Raw genomic sequence first — 16,213 nt, forward strand, 5'->3', positions numbered from 1 at the left:
AGGCCGCGGCGTACTGGATTCCCCGCCCCAGGGCGCAATTGCGCACAAGGCGGGGAATGACAGCGGAGGTCAGGGCGCCCTACTCCGCCGGATTAGCCGGCGTCGATACGTCAGTGCCGGTGGTGGCCTTTGAAGCTGCCGCCTTCTTCTCCACAATTCCCACCGCGATGATCGAGCCCTCGTAGAGCGCGAGCAAGGGGATCGCGAGCGAGCACTGGCTAAGCACGTCGGGCGGGGTCAGAACGGCCGCGATGACGAAGGCGACGACGATGAAATAGCGGCGCTTCTCGCGCAGCATTTTTGACGTGACGATGCCGATGCGCCCGAGCAGCGTCAGGATCACCGGAAGCTGGAAGGCGATGCCGAAGGCGAAGATCAGCGACATCATCAGCGACAGGTATTCACCGACCTTGGGCAGCAGCTGGATCTGCGCGGTCTCGTCGCTGCCAGCCTGCTGCATGCCGAGCGAGAAGCGGACCAGCATCGGCAGCACGACGAAATAGACCAGTGCTGCGCCCAGCACGAAGAAGAACGGGGTCGCGACCAGATAAGGCAGAAAGGCCTGCTTCTCGTGCTTGTAGAGGCCCGGAGCGACGAACTTGTAGATCTGCGTCGCAACGATCGGGAACGAGATGAAGCCGGCGCCGAACAGCGCGAGCTTGAGCTGAGTAATGAAATATTCCAGCAGCGCAGTGTAGATGAATTTCGAGTTCTCGGGACCCGCGACCCACACGAACGGCCAGACCAGCACGTTGTAGATCTGCTTGGCGAAGAAGAAGCAGAAGATGAAGGCAACGCCGAAGCCAAGGAGCGCCTTGATCAGCCGCGAACGCAGCTCGATCAAATGGTCCATCAGGGGAGCTTTGCTGGCCTCGATATCGGCGGCGCTCATGACGCTTTGGCGTCCTTGATCGCCTCGGCCGGCGCAGTGTCCTGGATGACCGAATCTTGCGTGACCGAACCTTGAGCGACCTGCGCCTGCTCGACCTCACGGGTGATGGCGAGCGGCTCGTTCACCGCCGCATGTGCCTCGGCCTCTACGAAGGTCTCGGGCGTCGGCGCTTCCGGCGTGGTGGGCGTCGCCGGCAATTCGCTTGAAGTCGCCAGCGCTTCGCTTGAAGTCGCCGGCGGCTCAACAGCGGCGGTGGTCGAGGTCTCGGCCGGCTTGTCCAGCGCATCGACGCGGAGCGCGTCGCTGACGTCTTTCTGAAGCGAGGTCATCAGATTGTTGCCGGCGAACCCGGAAGCCGCTTCCTTGACCTCGTCGAAGCTCTTCTTGAGGTCGGCCATTTCGGCCTCGCGCATCGCCTCCTGGAATTGGCCCTGGAATTCGGCGGCCATCTTGCGCGCCTTGCCCATCCACTGCCCGACCATACGCAGTACGCCCGGCAGCTCTTTCGGGCCGATGGCGATCAGGGCCACGACCCCGATCAGGACCAGTTCACTCCACCCGATATCGAACATGAGGTCTTCCGTTCACGCCAGCCGCAGCCAGCCCAATCCCTCGCGCGCAGGATCGGGTCCGCTACCCGCGTCTCGCGTGCTCTCTGGCTCAGACGGCCTTGCTGCCGATGTCGGACCGTGCCGCGGTCGGCGCGGCATTGTTGTGCTCGATGGACTTGGCCGGCTCGGGCTTGTCGGCGACCTTGTCGTCGTCCTGCATGCCCTTCTTGAACGCCTTGATGCCCTGCGCCACGTCGCCCATCAGATCCGAAATCTTGCCGCGACCGAACAGCAGCAGGACCACTGCGATCACCAGGACCCAGTGCCAAATGCTGAGTGAACCCATCCTGCAACCCTCCAAACGCGCATGGCCGGGGACCCGGCCGATCTTCACCGAAACCTAGGCTTGGCAGGTGTCAAAAACAAGGACCAAGGCAGCGCCAATTCGCTGTTGGCGCTACGTAATTTTGCTAGTGTTAACTGGTCGCAGGTGGCCGGTAGAAGGCCGGGACGTCAGTCCTCGCTACCGCCCTCGCCGCCCTCATTGCCGCCTTCCGGCGGCGTCTCGGGCTCGACCGCAGGCGCCAGCGCGAGATCAAGGTCCTCGCCAGGTTCCAGCGGATCCTCGTCCTCACGCAAAGTCGGGTCATCCGACGGCGTCGGCACGCTGAATCCGGTCGGCAGACGCGAATCCAGAAGGCCCGTGCCCTTGAGCTCCTCCAAACCCGGCAGATCGCCGAGCTGTTCCAGAGTGAACTGCGACAGGAAGTCCTCGGTGGTTCCGAAGGTCAAGGGACGGCCCGGCGTCTTGCGACGGCCGCGCGGCTTGATCCAGCCGGTTTCCAGCAGCACGTCCAGCGTGCCTTTCGAGGTGACGACGCCGCGGATCTCCTCGATCTCGGCGCGCGTCACCGGCTGGTGATAGGCGATGATTGCGAGCACCTCGATCGCGGCGCGCGACAGGCGGCGGGTTTCGGTGCTCTCGCGGGTCATCAGCCAGGCGAGATCGCCCGCCGTGCGGAAGGTCCATTTGTTGGCAACCCGGACGAGATTCACGCCGCGCAAGGAATAGTCGGCCTGCAACTGCTCAAGCGCGGCCTTCACGTCCACGCCCTCGGGCATGCGCTTGGCCAGCGTCGCGGTGTCCAGCGGTTCATTCGAAGCGAACAGCAGCGCTTCCAGCAGCCGCAATTCTTCGGGACGTGCCTGGGACTCGTTCTCCATCGGCTCGGCCTCTTCTACCCGCACTTCAGCCAGGCTTGCCATGGCAGATTCTCCTTGTTGCACTTAAGCGACCGGCGCATCGGGCGCAGGAGCTGCGTCCATGACCAGCTTGGGGCGCCCCTTCCGGAAATAGATGGGCGCAAACGCCTCTTTCTGATTCAGCTCGAGCTGACCTTCGCGCACCAGTTCGAGCGCAGCCGCGAAACTCGAGGCGAGCACCGTCGCGCGCTGCGTCGGATCGGCGACGTGCTGCAGCAGAAAATCGTCGAGAACGCCCCAATCGTCTTGCTCGCTGATGCTGCCGACCAGCCGCTCCAGCGTGGCGCGCGCCTCCGCAAGCGACCACACCGTGCGCTTGGCGAGATGCACGCTCGCCAGCACGCGCGACTGGCGCTGCGCGGCATAGGCGGTGAGCAGGTCATAGAGCGTTGCGGTGTATTTCGGATGCTTGATCTCGGCGATCTGCTCGGGCTCGCCGCGCGGGAAGATGTCGCGCAGCAATTGCTGCCGGTTCATCAGCCGGTTGGCGGCTTCGCGAATGGCCTCCAGCCGGCGCAGGCGGTTGGCGAGCGCCGTCGCCATCTGCTCGGCGCTCGGGCCTTCCGCACTCGGCGGCTCCGGCAGCAGCAGGCGCGATTTCAGAAAGGCGAGCCAGGCCGCCATCACGAGATAGTCGGCGGCAAGCTCGAGGCGGATCTTTCGCGCGGCTTCGATGAAGTGGAGATACTGGTCGGCGAGCGCCAGGATCGAGATCTTGGCGAGATCGACCTTCTGCTGCCGCGCCAGTGCGAGCAACAGGTCGAGCGGACCCTCATAGCCCTCGACGTCCACCACCAACGCCGGCTCACCCTCGGCGAGCTCTGCGGGCCGCCCGGTTTCAAACGATAGGATTTCTGCGGTCATGCCGATGCCGTGTTTGCCCGTGCGATCAATGCGTCCAGTTCGGCGCGTGCGGCCGCGCGATCGAACGGTTGCGGTCCTCGACGCGCCGCGAGCGCGGCGTTCGCCCGCTCCAGCGCCCTGCCCGCCAGTTCGGGTGTCTGGCCGGCGACCTCACGCATCTCCTCGATCTTGCCGTTGCAATGCAGGGCCATGTCGCAACCGGCCGCAAAAATCGCGCGGGTCCGCTCGGCGATATTGCCCGACAGCGCGTTCATCGACACGTCATCACTCATTAACAAACCCTGGAACCCGATTGTGCCGCGAATCACCTCAGCGATCATTGTCGCAGATGTCGTCGCCGGATGGGCGGGGTCGACCGCGCTAAACACAACATGTGCAGTCATGGCCATCGGCAAATCCGCCAAAGGCATGAACGCCGCGAAGTCGGTGCGCTCCAGTTCGTCTCGCGACGTGTCGACGGTCGGCAGATTGAAATGGGTATCGGCCGTAGCTCGGCCATGGCCGGGGATGTGCTTGAGCACCGGCAACACGCCCCCCTCTTCCAGGCCCTCGGTGACCGCGCGGGCGATCGCGGCGACTTTTCCCGGTTCGGTGCCGTAGGCCCTGTTCCCGATGACGGCGTTGGCGCCAGCCACCGGCACGTCGGCCAGCGGCAAGCAATCCACGGTAATGCCGAGATCCCCGAGATCGGCCGCGATCAGCCGGGCACTGAGGCGCGCCGCGGTCAGCCCGAGCGCCGAATCAGTATCGTAGAGACCCGCGAAAATAGCGCCCGGTGGATAGACCGGCCAAAGCGGCGGCCCCAGGCGCTGCACCCGTCCACCCTCCTGGTCGATCAGGACAGGGGCATCAGCGAAACCCGCGACCGCCCGCAATTCCGCAACGAGTGCAGCAACTTGAGCTGGCGTCTCGACGTTGCGCTTGAAGAGGATGAAGCCCCATGGGCGTTCGCTGCGGATAAACTCCCGCTCGGCGGCAGTTAGTTCCGTTCCGGAAACGCCGGTAATGAAGGCCCGCGTGCTCATACGGCCGATTAACCCTGACCCGCGAGACGGTCAAGGAAACGGCCGTTAATTCCTCTGGACGAAGCAGGCAGACAGGCCCGCGGATTTCAAACTGTTGCAGGCCTGGTTCGCCTCTTCGAGCGATCCGTAGGGTCCAGCGAAGGCGCGGTAGACGATTCCCTTGCCCTTGTCGGTCAGGTCGACCCGCTTGACCACCGGAGCGCGGGAGCCCAGCACGCTGCCGTACTTGCTCTGAAGCACCCGGTAGGAGGCGTGGGCGCTATCCTCGGTCTGCTGCGAGGAGACCTGCACGACGTAGCCACCGCCACCGCTGCTCGCGGGCGCAATTTGCGTCGGATTGGTCGCAGCCATCCGCTGCGGCGGCTCCGCAGCCGGCGCCGATTGCGGCGCCAGCGAGAGCGGCTGATTGGCACTGGCATTGGCCGAGGTCGGCGGCGTGCGTGGTGCAGCGGGTGCCGCAACGGGCTTCAGTGGAGCTGCCGGCTTCGCGACGGCGGCGGCTTGCGACGCGGTGGCGTCGGTCTGATCGCCCTTCACGGCCACGGTCCTGATCGCGCGCGGCGAATTGTTCGGCAGCGTGCCGTTACTCGGATTCGGGCCCGCACTCGATAGCGGAATGCTGGACGGCGACACGCTCGCCACCGGCGGCGGGTTCGCGTTCTGGTTCAGCGGCGGGAACACCACGCGGGGACCTCCCGCCTTGGCGTTGACGTCGACAGGCGCCTCCTCGCGCGGCACGATCTTCTCAGCGCCATCACCGGTGACCATGCGGTCCGGCACCTTGGCCGAGGAGTCCGACGGCGCCGGCACGATTTTGGTCGGCGTGTTGTCGGCCTTGATGATGGGCGGCTCGCCGCTGCGGGGCGAGCCCACATAGGTCTTGTAGGCGAACGCAGCGCCGGTCCCGACCACGGCAAGCGCCAGGATCGCCGCGACCGTCATCATGCCGCCGCGCTGCTTCTTGGGCTCGTCGAGATCGGCCTCGGGATAGTCGCTCTGGAATGCGTAAGGATCGTCGGGATAGGCGGCATCGCGCTGGTAGTCTTGTTCGCCCGCCTCCAGCCGTCCGTAGAGCGCATCGTCGTAGCGCGCCGGATCGGGCTGCTGCTGATAGGCTTGTTCCTGATAAGCCTGATCGTGCTGCTGGTAGGCCTGATCCTGATAGGCAGGAGCTTGATAAGCAGGAGCTTGATAGCCCTGATCCGGATAGGCCTGCGGCTGACGAAAATCAGGTTCGGGCTCGGGCGCAGTCGGCTGGGCTGAATAACGATGCAGTGGATGAACCGGGTTTACGGAAGCGGGATAGGCAGGCTCAGCTGGCGCCGTCTGCGGCTGCACATTGGCGCGCCGCATCCATGAGGGCGGTCCGGGCGGCGGCGGAGGAGCCTGCTCGGCATAGTCCTGCGGGTCATCGTCCTGGCGATAGTCGTCGTCCTGATAGCTCTGGGCAGGCGCGGGCGCTGCTGGCGGGTGCGCACCCGGCCGCCCTTGCGCCGCAAACGGATCGGTCTGCCCGATCAGGCGGGCGAGTTCGGCCAAGGGATCGCCGCTCCCATGCTGATCGCCACCGCGACCATAGTCATCGGAAGGAAACGGTCTGTCCTGATATCGTTCGGCCATCGTGATGATGCGTCCCTTCGGGAAAGCCGCGCGCCCCTCGGCCAAGGCACGGCTTTCGACCCACAAGGCTTTCAACCAAGTCTAAGCGATCCGGCTTCTGCCGGTTACCCCCGAAATCCCTTAAGTAGTTCGCCCCAAACTACCGCATCTCGTCCGGAGCATGGACGCCGAGGATGGCGAGGCCCGATGCCAGGACAGAGACGACGCCCTGGACCATGGCCAGCCGCGCCTTCGTTAGATCTGCATCATTATTGATAATGAAGCGTAAATAGGGCAAATCGCGCCCCTTCGTCCAAAGTGCGTGAAATTCGCTCGCTAAGTCATAGAGATAGAAAGCAATTCGGTGCGGCTCGTGGGCGCTTGCCGCCGCTTCCAGCATGCGCGGAAAAATTGCGAGCCGCTTAAGAAGGTCGAGCTCAGCCGGGTCTGACAGCCGTTCCACCGCCGACTCACCGAGCCAGGCGATGCGCTTTTCGGTTTCCTCGGGGAGTTCCGGGAACACCTCGGCCCGGGCGTTGCGGAAGATCGAATGGCCGCGGGCGTGGCCGTACTGGACATAGAACACGGGGTTGTCGCGCGACTGTTCCATGACCTTGGCAAGGTCGAAGTCGAGCACCGCGTCGTTCTTGCGGTAGAGCATCATGAAGCGGACGGCGTCCTGGCCGACTTCATCTACCACCTCACGCAAGGTGACGAAGTCCCCGCTCCGCTTGGACATTTTCACCGGCTCGCCGTTGCGCAGCAACTTCACGAGCTGGACGATCTTGACGTCGAGCGCCCCCTTGCCGGAGGTCGTCGCCTTCACCGCCGCCTGCATGCGCTTGATGTAGCCACCATGGTCGGCGCCCCAGACGTCGATCATTTCCGCAAAACCACGGTCGAACTTGTTCTTGTGGTAGGCGATATCGGCGGCGAAGTAGGTATAGGAATTGTCCGACTTGATCAGCGGGCGATCGACGTCGTCGCCATAAGCAGTCGCCTTGAACAGCAACTGCTCGCGATCTTCCCAATCCTCGGCCGGGGCCCCTTTTGGCGGCGGCAGACGGCCCTGGTAGACGTCGCCCTTGGCCTTGAGGAAGTCGATGGTCTCGGCGACCTTGTTGTTGCCGGCGTCCTGCAGCGAGCGCTCCGAGAAGAACACGTCGTGGCGGATGTTGAGCGCGCCGAGATCTCCCTTGATCTCGTCCATCATCATCGCGATGGCCTTGGCGCGTACCGTCGGCAGCCACGCGCCCTCGCTCATGGCGAGGAGCTTGTCGCCGTGTTCGTTGGCCAGCGCCTGCCCGACCGGCTTCAGATAGTCGCCGGGATAAAGGCCTTCCGGAATCGCGCCGATGTCCTCGCCGAGCGCCTCGCGATACCTGAGGAACGCGGAACGTGCGAGCACGTCGACCTGCGCACCGGCGTCGTTGATGTAATATTCGCGCGTGACGTCACGGCCTGCGAACTCGAGCAGGCTCGCCAGCGCGTCGCCGAACACGGCGCCGCGGCAATGGCCGACATGCATCGGTCCGGTCGGGTTGGCCGAGACATATTCAACGTTGACCTTGGAGCCGCCGCGGACGCGGCCGTAATCGGCGCTCTCGCGCAGCACGGTCCGTAGCGCCTCCGCCCATGCGGCCGGCTTCAGCGTCAAATTGATGAAGCCGGGACCGGCGACGTCGACCTTGGCGATCAGCGCATCCGCGCGCAGCCGTTCGGCGATCTGCTCGGCGAGATCCCGTGGCTTTGCCTTTGCCTCTTTCGCAAGCACCATGGCCGCGTTGGTCGCCATGTCGCCATGGGAGGTATCGCGCGGCGGCTCGACCACCACGCGCGAGAAATCGATGCCCTCGGGCCAGTTGGCGTCCGCCGCAAGCGCGCGGCAGACCGCGTGCACGCGTGCGAGCACGTCGGCGAACAAGTGCAGTGCTGAGGATGTGTCGGGCATGGGCGCCGCCTAACGCAAATCCGGGGTCGAGTCAAAGAGCCGCTGGTGCTCGGTCAGGGCGAAACGGTCGGTCATTCCGGCAATGAAATTCCCGATCCGTCGAGCCCGGTCGCCCTCATTGTCCGCCTCCGCCCCGACCAGCCATTCCGGCGGCAGTTCGCCGGGCGATGTGAGGTATTTCGCGAACAGGTCGAACAGGATCTGTTCCGCCTCGCTCATCACCCGCATGACCCGCTTGTGGCGGTACATGTGCTGATAGAGAAAGCGCTTGATGGCGGCCTCCTCCTCGGCGACCGCGGCGGGGAACGCGATCAGTGCCCGGCTCTGCTGGCGCACGTCCTGGGCGGATTGCGGTTTCACGGCGGCAAGGTTTGTCTGCGCCTCGGCGAACACGGCACCGATCAGGTGCGAGATCAGCTCGCGCACCAGCTCGGCGCCGCGCCTGACGTCTTCGAGATCGGGGTAATGCGCAGACGTCTCGGCGATGATCTCCGCGGTCAGCGGCATGACCTTGAGGTCGTCGAGGTGAAACAGGCCGGCGCGCAGGCCGTCGTCGATATCGTGGGCATCATAGGCGATGTCGTCGGCGATCGCGGCGACCTGTGCCTCCAGCGAGGCGAAACTCCACAACTCGAGATCGTAGGTCTTGATGTAGTCGGCGATGCCGACAGGAATGCCGTGCTCGCGATAACGCCCGACCGGCGCACCGCTGCGATCGGTCAGCGGGCCATTGTGCTTGACGATGCCTTCCAGCGCTTCCCAGGTCAGGTTGAGCCCGTCGAATTCGGGGTAGCGGTGTTCCAGCGCCGCGACGACGCGGAGCGTCTGGGCGTTGTGGTCGAAGCCGCCGAAATCCGTCAGGCAGGCGTCCAGTGCCCGCTCGCCGGCGTGCCCGAACGGCGGATGGCCGAGGTCGTGGGCGAGCGCCAAGGTTTCCGTTAGGTCCTCGTCCAGCCCGAGCTGCCGCGCCAGCGCCCGGGCAATCTGCGCCACCTCCAGCGAATGGGTCAGCCGGGTCCGGTAATGGTCGCCCTCGTGGAACACGAACACCTGGGTCTTGTACTTCAGTCGGCGGAACGCGGTGGAATGGATCACCCGGTCGCAATCCCGCCGGAACGGGCTGCGGGTCCGGCTCGGCGGTTCCGCGACCAGCCGGCCGCGGCTGCGATCGGGATCGCAGGCATAGGGCGCGTGGGGGGCAGCCATTCCGACGGACACGGCGAATTTAGTCCCTATCCATTTGATTCTGCGTATGGTGGCACTTAACTATGCCGGACGCGGGATACCAACTGAATTGGGCAACCGACCTTCGGGCGACCTTGGTGTGACCGCGGGGCTATCGGAGACGAGCGATGACGACTGACGTGACCATCAGTGACAAGGCCGCACGCCGGATTGGGGAGATCCTCAAGGGCGAAGGGTCTGGCGCGATGCTGCGGATCTCGGTCGAGGGCGGCGGCTGCTCCGGCTTCCAGTACAAGTTCGACATTGACCGTGCCCGCACCGACGACGATCTCGTGATCGAGCAGGACAATGCTGTGGTGCTGGTCGATTCCGCCTCGCAGCCGTTCCTGGCGGGCTCGCAGGTCGATTTCGTCGACGATCTGATCGGCGCCTCGTTCCGGGTCAACAATCCCAACGCCACGGCGTCCTGTGGCTGCGGGACCAGCTTCTCGATCTGACAGGCTTTAGGCGCCAGTCATCTGCCTTTCCTCGTCCGTCCACTCCACGTCGACAGGCGTGAGCTCCGGCTGAAGTGGTGCGTCTTCCGCCATCACATGTCCATCGAGCGCGCGCAGCAGAGCCGCCACCAGCGCAGGCTTGCGCAGCGGTTTGGCGAGGAAGTCGGACATCCCCGCCTCGCGGCAGATCTTGACGTCCTCGGGGAAGGCATTGGCGGTCAGCGCGATGATCGGCAAGGCCGCGAAGCATCCGCCCTCGGCGCGGATCGCACGGGTCGCGGCAAGCCCGTCCATCTCGGGCATGCGCACGTCCATCAGCACGATATCGTAATCGTCTTCGGACACGGCCGCGACGGCCTCGACACCGTCGGTCACGACGCGCAACTCGACGTCGAAGGCACCGAGCATCTTGCTCACGACCATGCGGTTGACGGCGTCGTCCTCGGCGACCAACACCTTCAGCGGTCGGTCGAGGCCCGCGATGCGCGCCTTGAGATCGTCGGCTTCCTCGCGGCCTGCGTCGTGATCGGACGTTTGCACCTGACTCCACGGCAGTACCAGCGTGAAGCGGAAGGTCGAGCCTTCGCCCGGCGTCGAGGTGACGCCGATGGTGCCGCCCATCTGCTCGATAATGCGCCGCGAGATCGCTAGGCCCAGCCCGGTGCCGCCGAAGCGGCGGCTGATCGAGGCGTCGGCCTGGGCGAAGTCGGAGAAGAGCTCGCCGAGCTTCTCGGGGGCGATGCCGATACCGCTGTCGGTCACGCTCCATTCGACGGTGGCGAGCAGATCGCGGCGGGCCTGACAGACAGCTGCGATCGTGACTTCGCCTCCGTCAGTGAACTTCACCGCGTTGGATGCGAGATTGAGCAGGACCTGGCGGATACGCGCGACATCGCCGCGCAGCGTCGGCGGCAGGTTGGGATCGAGCTCGACCTTGACGGCGAGCCCCTTGCTCTTGGCGCTCGCGCGCACGATGGTCGCCACGGCTTCGACCATCGCCTGCGGCGCGAAGTCGATCACCTCGAACGCGAAGCGTCCGGCCTCGAGCTTGGACAGGTCCAGGATGTCGTTGAGGATGCGCTGGAGATTGTCGCCGGACTCGCGGATCGTGGTGACAGCCTCGCGCTGCTCCGGATCGAGTTTTGTCTCCAGCAGCACGCTGGCAAGCCCGAGCACGCCGTTCATCGGCGTGCGGATCTCGTGGCTCATCACCGCGAGGAAATCCGATTTGGCACGGCTCTCGGCCTCGGCCTTTTCGGCGCGCCAGCGCTCGGTCACGTCGCGGCCGAAGCCGCGATAGCCGAGGAATTGACCGTCGCGGTCGTAGGCCGGCTTCGCAGTGAGCGACCACAGCCGCGCCTCGCCGCCGGCGACGACCTTGAGGTTCATTTCGTGCAGCGGTTCGGCGTGCTCCATCAGGCCGACGACGTTGTAGGCCGCGCTCTTGTCTTCGGGGCACAGCATGTCGAGCACGTCGGCGAAATGCGAGCCCTTCAGCAACGGCAGTGGCAGCTGTGCGACGGCGGCGAAGCGCTCGGGCACGTCGACCAGATGCCCTTCGGCGTCGGTCTGCCATAGCCAGTCGCTGGCGTTCTCCTGAAAATCCTTCAGCAATAGCGAAATGATCTCGGTCTGGCGCTCGAGCTCGAGCCGGGCCTTGAGATTGCCGAGGAACAGATTGCCTTGCGAGACGATGTTGCGCGCCATGAAGAACGCGAACAGCAGCAGAAACACCGCGGTCAGGAGGTAAGGCCCGGTGCCGCACAACAGCAACGCCGCGGCGCAGGCAATCGTCGTCGTCGCGAGATAGACAAGGCCCGCGCGCGGGAAGGTCGAGAGCATGAAGGCGCCGCCGGACATCGTGCCGACCATCAGGCAGGCCAGGACGAGCTGGCTGGTCGGCTCGATGCGGCTGAACAGCGCGATCGGCAGCGTGCCCCAGATTGCGGCGAGGAAAAACGCCTGCCGCAACATCTGCCGCGCGGCGCGGGGCGAGGCTTCCTGCGGCGGGCTCCGGTGGGAGCGCCGCCACGCGCGCACCGCGAGCGAGGCGGCGGTCGCGAGGGTCATGCCCCAGATCGCGAGAAAGTCGTTCCAGCCACGGCCCCAGAACAGGACCAGCACGACTGCGACGTTGAGCATGGTGACGGCCATCGTCACCGGGATCAGGCGTATCACCGCGTCGATCTGCTTGGCGCGGATGCGGCTCAGCTCGCGCTCGCTGAGACCGGCGGTCAGGCCGTCCTCGATCTCGTAGCCGCCGAGCCAGTACAGGAACGCGCCGATCAACCCGTCGCGGGGCTCGGTTCGCTTCATGGATTTGTCCGGCCGTCCCATTCGAAAAACCTTTTCACGATCAATGACCCAGGCCCGACTTAAGCCGGGTTAATTTTGTGGGAGATTTCGCAGCGTCCTTGACGGGCGCGTTTGCATTTTGTTCTAACCATGGCCCCTGCCCGGAGCCCGTCGAAATGCCCATCAGAATAGCCACCTGGAACGTGAACTCGGTCCGGCAGCGGATCGACCTGTTGCTGACCTGGCTGAAGGAGTGCCAGCCGGACATCGTCTGCCTCCAGGAGATCAAATGCGTCGACGAGGCCTTCCCGCGGCTGGAGATCGAGGCGCTCGGCTACAACGTGGTCACCCATGGGCAGAAGACGTTCAACGGTGTCGCCCTGCTCTCGAAGCTCCGGTTCGACGAGACCAAGTCGGGGCTGGCCGGCGACGACGAGGATGCGCATGCCCGCTTCCTCGAAGGCGTGGTGACGCTCAAGAGCGGCGTGCTGCGCATCGCCTGCCTCTATCTGCCCAACGGCAATCCGGTCGGCACCGAGAAATATCCCTACAAGCTCAAATGGATGTCGCGGCTTCTTGAGTATTCGAAGGAGCGCCTCAAGACCGAGGAGCCGCTGATCCTCGCAGGCGACTTCAACGTCATCCCGCATGCCCGCGACGTCCATAATCCCGCCGCCTGGACCGAGGACGCCCTGTTCAAGGCCGAGACGCGGGAGAGTTTTCAGTCCCTGCTCGGCCTCGGCCTGACCGATGCGCTTCGGGCCGTCACCGACGAGCCCGGGCTCTACACCTTCTGGGACTACCAGGCCGGCGCTTGGCAGAAGAACCACGGCCTGCGGATCGACCATCTGCTGCTGTCGCCACAGGCCAGCGACCGGCTCGGCAATGTCGGCATCGACAGTTATGTGCGCAGCTGGGAGAAGCCGTCGGACCATGTGCCGGTGTGGGCGGATCTCGACCTCGAGGCGGCGTGAGGCCGCCTCAACCCATCACTCCCGGCGACCCTGGACCCATTGCTCCAGCATCTGCAGGCACATGGCGCGATCGTCGTCGGAGGCCTTTGCGAAGGCGCGGTTGTAGTTTTCCTTGATCCAGGTCTCGTCGCTACCTGCGCTGTCGCGCGCCAGCGTCAGCCACATCAGGCCGCGCGCGGCCTGCCGCGGCAGGCGGTCGCCGTTGAACAGCATCTGGCCGAGCAGCGCCTGGGCCTCGTGCTGGCCCTTCTGCGCGGCGAGCCCAAGCCAGCGCGCGCCGTAGCGGAAATCCTCGCGCGAAGCGTCTGGTGTCTTCAGGTACAGGCGGGCGAGATCGTATTGCGCATCCGCGTTGCCGAAATAGGACGCGGCATAGGAGAACATCTCCCGCGCCCGCTCCTGGTCCGGCTTGACCTTCGAATTCGGGATGCCACTGAGATAATAGCGGCCGAGCGCCACAAAGGCGTTGGCGACGATCTGCGCCTGGGGCGCGGACGGGCTGTCCTCGGCGTGCGCGTTGGCGATCCGGGTGAAATACTCGAACGCACGAACATCGTCCTGGGCGACGCCGTCGCCATTGGCATACATGCGGCCGAGCTTCCACTGCGCGATGGGGTGGCCCCCTTCCGCGGCATATTGCAGGGCGCTGAGCGAGGTTTCCTGCGGCACGACTGGCGGTACATTGCGCACCTTGCCTGCTGCGCCCGGCAAGGTCGTGACCACCGGGATGGTCGCATCCTTCTGGCTGACGGGTGCGCCGTCAAAGGCGAGCGCCGGCGCGGCCAGCGCAGTAGCCCCCAACACAAACGCAACGATGGTACGCCTAGATGTCCGCATAGCACTGTTTCTCGTGCGCGCCGCCCGGATGGGTCACTGCCCCACCGACCGCTGGTCCAACCTGCTGAGCATATTTCCAGAGCGCGCCCGTCGTGTGGTTAGTCGCGCGAGCGGTCCATTTGGTCTTGCGCTGGGCAAGCTCCTGGTCGCTCAATTTTACGTTAAGGGTACCGGCGACCGCGTCGATCTCGATGATATCGCCGTCCTCGAGCAGCCCGATGGGGCCGCCGATGGCGGCTTCCGGCCCGACATGGCCGATGCAGAAGCCGCGGGTGGCGCCGGAGAAGCGGCCGTCGGTGATGAGCGCGATCTTGCCGCCCATGCCCTGGCCGGTCAGCGCCGCGGTGGTCTGGAGCATTTCCCGCATGCCGGGACCGCCCTTGGGCCCCTCGTAGCGGATCACGATGACTTCGCCTTCGCGGTAAGTGCGGTTCTGGACGGCCTCGAAAGCATCCTCCTCACGGTCGAAGCACCTGGCCGGACCGGTGAACCTGAGGTTGGACATTCCCGCGACTTTCACGATCGCACCTTCTGGCGCCAGATTGCCCTTCAGACCGACCACACCGCCGGTGACGGTGATGGGTTTGTCTGCCGGGTGCACCACGTCCTGGTGCGGATTCCACTTCACGCTTTTGAGGTTTTCGGCGATCGTTCGACCGGTGACGGTCATGCAGTCACCGTGGAGAAATCCGTTGTCGAGCAGCGTCTTCATCAGAAGCGGTATGCCACCTACTTCAAACATGTCTTTGGCGACATAACGGCCGCCCGGCTTCAAATCCGCGACGTACGGTGTCTTTTTGAAGATTTCGGCGACGTCGAACAGGTCGAACTTGATGCCGCACTCGTGCGCGATTGCCGGCAGGTGCAGTGCAGCATTGGTCGAGCCGCCGGACGCGGCGACCACGGCGGCGGCATTCTCCAGCGCCTTGAGGGTAACGATGTCGCGCGGCCGGATGTTTTGCGCGATCAGCTCCATGACCTGCTCGCCCGCCGTCATGCAGAAGGCGTCGCGAATTTCATAGGGTGCCGGAGCACCAGCCGAGTACGGCAGCGCCAGCCCGATCGCCTCGGAGACGGTCGCCATCGTGTTGGCGGTGAACTGCGCGCCGCAGGCACCCGCCGAGGGGCACGCCACGCGCTCGATCTCGTCGAGGTCCTCGTCGGACATTGCGCCGACCGAGTGCTTGCCGACGGCTTCGAACATGTCTTGCACGGTCACCTGCTGGCCCCGGAAATTGCCGGGCAGGATCGAGCCGCCATAGATGAAGATCGAGGGCACGTTGAGGCGGACCATCGCCATCATCATGCCCGGCAGCGACTTGTCGCAGCCGGCCAGGCCAACGAGGGCGTCATAGGCGTGACCGCGGATCGTCAGCTCGACGGAATCGGCGATGCATTCGCGCGACGGCAGCGAGGAGCGCATGCCGTCATGGCCCATGGCGATGCCGTCGGTCACGGTGATGGTGCAGAATTCCCGCGGCGTGCCGCCGGCGGCTGCGACGCCCTTCTTCACCGCCTGCGCCTGGCGCATCAGGGAGATGTTGCAGGGCGCGGCCTCGTTCCAGCACGAGGCGACGCCGACGAAGGGCTGGTGGATCTGGTCGGTGGTCAGACCCATGGCGTAGAGGTAGGACCGATGGGGCGCGCGCGCAGGGCCTTCCGTCACGTGACGGCTCGGCAGCCTCTGCTTGATGTTGCTCTTCGCGTCCATCGCAAACCAGTTTCCCCGGCGAACCCTTTCAGACCCGAAAAATCAGTGCCAAGATTTGAATCGACCTTTTGAATCGACCTTGGGGATTTCCGTCGCCTTCCAGGACCACCGCTGCCGCTAAAACATTCGAGTGATTTTATTCATGTTCGGGTGTGGCCAAAAAGCGGCGTTGATGCGAACGGACAGAGATGATGGTTAAATCCGTGACGGGTGTTGCGCGGACGGCACAATCGTGGCTTGGAGGACACGATTGAGCTTACTGCGATACCCCCGGCGGGAGGACAATCCACAACTTCAGGCCAGTAGATGCCCGCACCGCAACTAAGACGCGACGACGAGGCGCAGCCAAGGTGAGTCGGCGCCTTCATCATCCCCCGCGCGTGCCCCTACGCGCTGCAAAGGCCTCTGCGCTGCGCATCGGAGACTCAAGGGTCGAGCGTGGCGCACACTCTCTCAAAGCGTCATTGCGAGCGAAGCGAAGCAATCCAGAAATGATCTTCCCCCAAAAAAGTGGACATGGATCAAGCCGATTTTAGCTCCATCTCGACCGGGCTGATATAGCCGATGGC

14 protein-coding genes are annotated in these 16,213 nt (G+C 64.7%); 2 read left to right on the forward strand and 12 right to left on the reverse strand.

From position 1 onward, the window contains the following. Nucleotides 1–79 precede the first annotated feature (79 nt). From tatC to AC0L30_RS16905, 9 genes are all read right to left on the reverse strand, one after another. Entirely contained in the window at nucleotides 80–892 is an 813-nt protein-coding gene (tatC, locus tag AC0L30_RS16865) for a twin-arginine translocase subunit TatC (RefSeq protein WP_007590658.1), read from the reverse strand. Further along, a complete protein-coding gene (tatB, locus tag AC0L30_RS16870) occupies nucleotides 889–1,464 on the reverse strand; it encodes a Sec-independent protein translocase protein TatB (RefSeq protein ID WP_007590657.1) in 576 nt (191 codons plus the stop codon). The genes tatC and tatB overlap by 4 nt, the downstream gene beginning before the upstream one ends. 88 nt (nucleotides 1,465–1,552) lie before the next feature. Beyond that, nucleotides 1,553–1,789 carry a twin-arginine translocase TatA/TatE family subunit gene (locus tag AC0L30_RS16875; protein WP_007590656.1) on the reverse strand — a complete coding sequence of 79 codons (237 nt, stop codon included), beginning with the start codon at nucleotides 1,787–1,789 and terminating at the stop codon, nucleotides 1,553–1,555. Nucleotides 1,790–1,956: 167 nt separating this feature from the next. Continuing rightward, nucleotides 1,957–2,709 carry an SMC-Scp complex subunit ScpB gene (gene scpB / locus AC0L30_RS16880; RefSeq protein WP_007590655.1) on the reverse strand — a complete coding sequence of 251 codons (753 nt, stop codon included), beginning with the start codon at nucleotides 2,707–2,709 and terminating at the stop codon, nucleotides 1,957–1,959. Nucleotides 2,710–2,730: 21 nt separating this feature from the next. Continuing rightward, entirely contained in the window at nucleotides 2,731–3,570 is an 840-nt protein-coding gene (locus tag AC0L30_RS16885) for a segregation and condensation protein A (RefSeq protein ID WP_473404739.1), read from the reverse strand. Continuing rightward, complete coding sequence (gene nagZ, locus AC0L30_RS16890; RefSeq protein WP_007590653.1) at nucleotides 3,567–4,595, reverse strand: beta-N-acetylhexosaminidase; 1,029 nt, start codon at nucleotides 4,593–4,595, stop codon at nucleotides 3,567–3,569. Before nagZ ends, AC0L30_RS16885 begins: the two co-directional genes overlap by 4 nt. Nucleotides 4,596–4,640: 45 nt before the next feature. Next, nucleotides 4,641–6,215, reverse strand: coding sequence for an SPOR domain-containing protein (locus tag AC0L30_RS16895; RefSeq protein ID WP_007590652.1), 1,575 nt, complete (start codon nucleotides 6,213–6,215; stop codon nucleotides 4,641–4,643). A 139-nt stretch (nucleotides 6,216–6,354) separates the two neighbouring features. Continuing rightward, entirely contained in the window at nucleotides 6,355–8,145 is a 1,791-nt protein-coding gene (gene argS, locus AC0L30_RS16900) for an arginine--tRNA ligase (protein WP_007590651.1), read from the reverse strand. Between the two features lie 9 nt (nucleotides 8,146–8,154). Next, nucleotides 8,155–9,351 (reverse strand): deoxyguanosinetriphosphate triphosphohydrolase, encoded by a 1,197-nt coding sequence (locus AC0L30_RS16905; protein ID WP_246649028.1) that lies wholly within the window; start codon nucleotides 9,349–9,351, stop codon nucleotides 8,155–8,157. A 146-nt stretch (nucleotides 9,352–9,497) separates the two neighbouring features. On the opposite strand from AC0L30_RS16905, the gene erpA reads away from it, so the two are divergent. Continuing rightward, complete coding sequence (gene erpA / locus AC0L30_RS16910; protein ID WP_007610737.1) at nucleotides 9,498–9,827, forward strand: iron-sulfur cluster insertion protein ErpA; 330 nt, start codon at nucleotides 9,498–9,500, stop codon at nucleotides 9,825–9,827. 6 nt (nucleotides 9,828–9,833) lie between these two features. Here erpA and AC0L30_RS16915 read toward each other — a convergent pair whose 3' ends face one another. Beyond that, entirely contained in the window at nucleotides 9,834–12,164 is a 2,331-nt protein-coding gene (locus AC0L30_RS16915) for a hybrid sensor histidine kinase/response regulator (RefSeq protein WP_035992616.1), read from the reverse strand. A gap of 134 nt (nucleotides 12,165–12,298) precedes the next feature. Between AC0L30_RS16915 and xth the strand changes: the two genes are divergently transcribed. Beyond that, nucleotides 12,299–13,096, forward strand: coding sequence for an exodeoxyribonuclease III (gene xth, locus AC0L30_RS16920; RefSeq protein WP_007590647.1), 798 nt, complete (start codon nucleotides 12,299–12,301; stop codon nucleotides 13,094–13,096). A 15-nt stretch (nucleotides 13,097–13,111) separates the two neighbouring features. Here xth and AC0L30_RS16925 read toward each other — a convergent pair whose 3' ends face one another. Then, entirely contained in the window at nucleotides 13,112–13,933 is an 822-nt protein-coding gene (locus AC0L30_RS16925; RefSeq protein WP_007590646.1) for a tetratricopeptide repeat protein, read from the reverse strand. Continuing rightward, nucleotides 13,920–15,644, reverse strand: a complete 1,725-nt coding sequence (gene ilvD, locus AC0L30_RS16930; protein WP_007590645.1) for a dihydroxy-acid dehydratase — start codon at nucleotides 15,642–15,644, stop codon at nucleotides 13,920–13,922. Before ilvD ends, AC0L30_RS16925 begins: the two co-directional genes overlap by 14 nt. Nucleotides 15,645–16,213 lie beyond the last annotated feature (569 nt).

Source organism: Bradyrhizobium sp. MI1.11, from assembly GCF_055811255.1.

Bases quoted from the DNA above. Each gene is read 5' to 3' on its own strand.
- ilvD (WP_007590645.1), bottom strand. From the start codon at position 15,644: ATGGACGCGAAGAGCAACATCAAGCAGAGGCTGCCGAGCCGTCACGTG.
- tatB (WP_007590657.1), bottom strand. From the start codon at position 1,464: ATGTTCGATATCGGGTGGAGTGAACTGGTCCTGATCGGGGTCGTGGCC.
- AC0L30_RS16895 (WP_007590652.1), bottom strand. From the start codon at position 6,215: ATGGCCGAACGATATCAGGACAGACCGTTTCCTTCCGATGACTATGGT.
- argS (WP_007590651.1), bottom strand. From the start codon at position 8,145: ATGCCCGACACATCCTCAGCACTGCACTTGTTCGCCGACGTGCTCGCA.
- xth (WP_007590647.1), top strand. From the start codon at position 12,299: ATGCCCATCAGAATAGCCACCTGGAACGTGAACTCGGTCCGGCAGCGG.
- AC0L30_RS16915 (WP_035992616.1), bottom strand. From the start codon at position 12,164: ATGGGACGGCCGGACAAATCCATGAAGCGAACCGAGCCCCGCGACGGG.
- scpB (WP_007590655.1), bottom strand. From the start codon at position 2,709: ATGGCAAGCCTGGCTGAAGTGCGGGTAGAAGAGGCCGAGCCGATGGAG.
- AC0L30_RS16925 (WP_007590646.1), bottom strand. From the start codon at position 13,933: ATGCGGACATCTAGGCGTACCATCGTTGCGTTTGTGTTGGGGGCTACT.
- AC0L30_RS16905 (WP_246649028.1), bottom strand. From the start codon at position 9,351: ATGGCTGCCCCCCACGCGCCCTATGCCTGCGATCCCGATCGCAGCCGC.
- AC0L30_RS16885 (WP_473404739.1), bottom strand. From the start codon at position 3,570: ATGACCGCAGAAATCCTATCGTTTGAAACCGGGCGGCCCGCAGAGCTC.
- AC0L30_RS16875 (WP_007590656.1), bottom strand. From the start codon at position 1,789: ATGGGTTCACTCAGCATTTGGCACTGGGTCCTGGTGATCGCAGTGGTC.
- tatC (WP_007590658.1), bottom strand. From the start codon at position 892: ATGAGCGCCGCCGATATCGAGGCCAGCAAAGCTCCCCTGATGGACCAT.
- erpA (WP_007610737.1), top strand. From the start codon at position 9,498: ATGACGACTGACGTGACCATCAGTGACAAGGCCGCACGCCGGATTGGG.
- nagZ (WP_007590653.1), bottom strand. From the start codon at position 4,595: ATGAGCACGCGGGCCTTCATTACCGGCGTTTCCGGAACGGAACTAACT.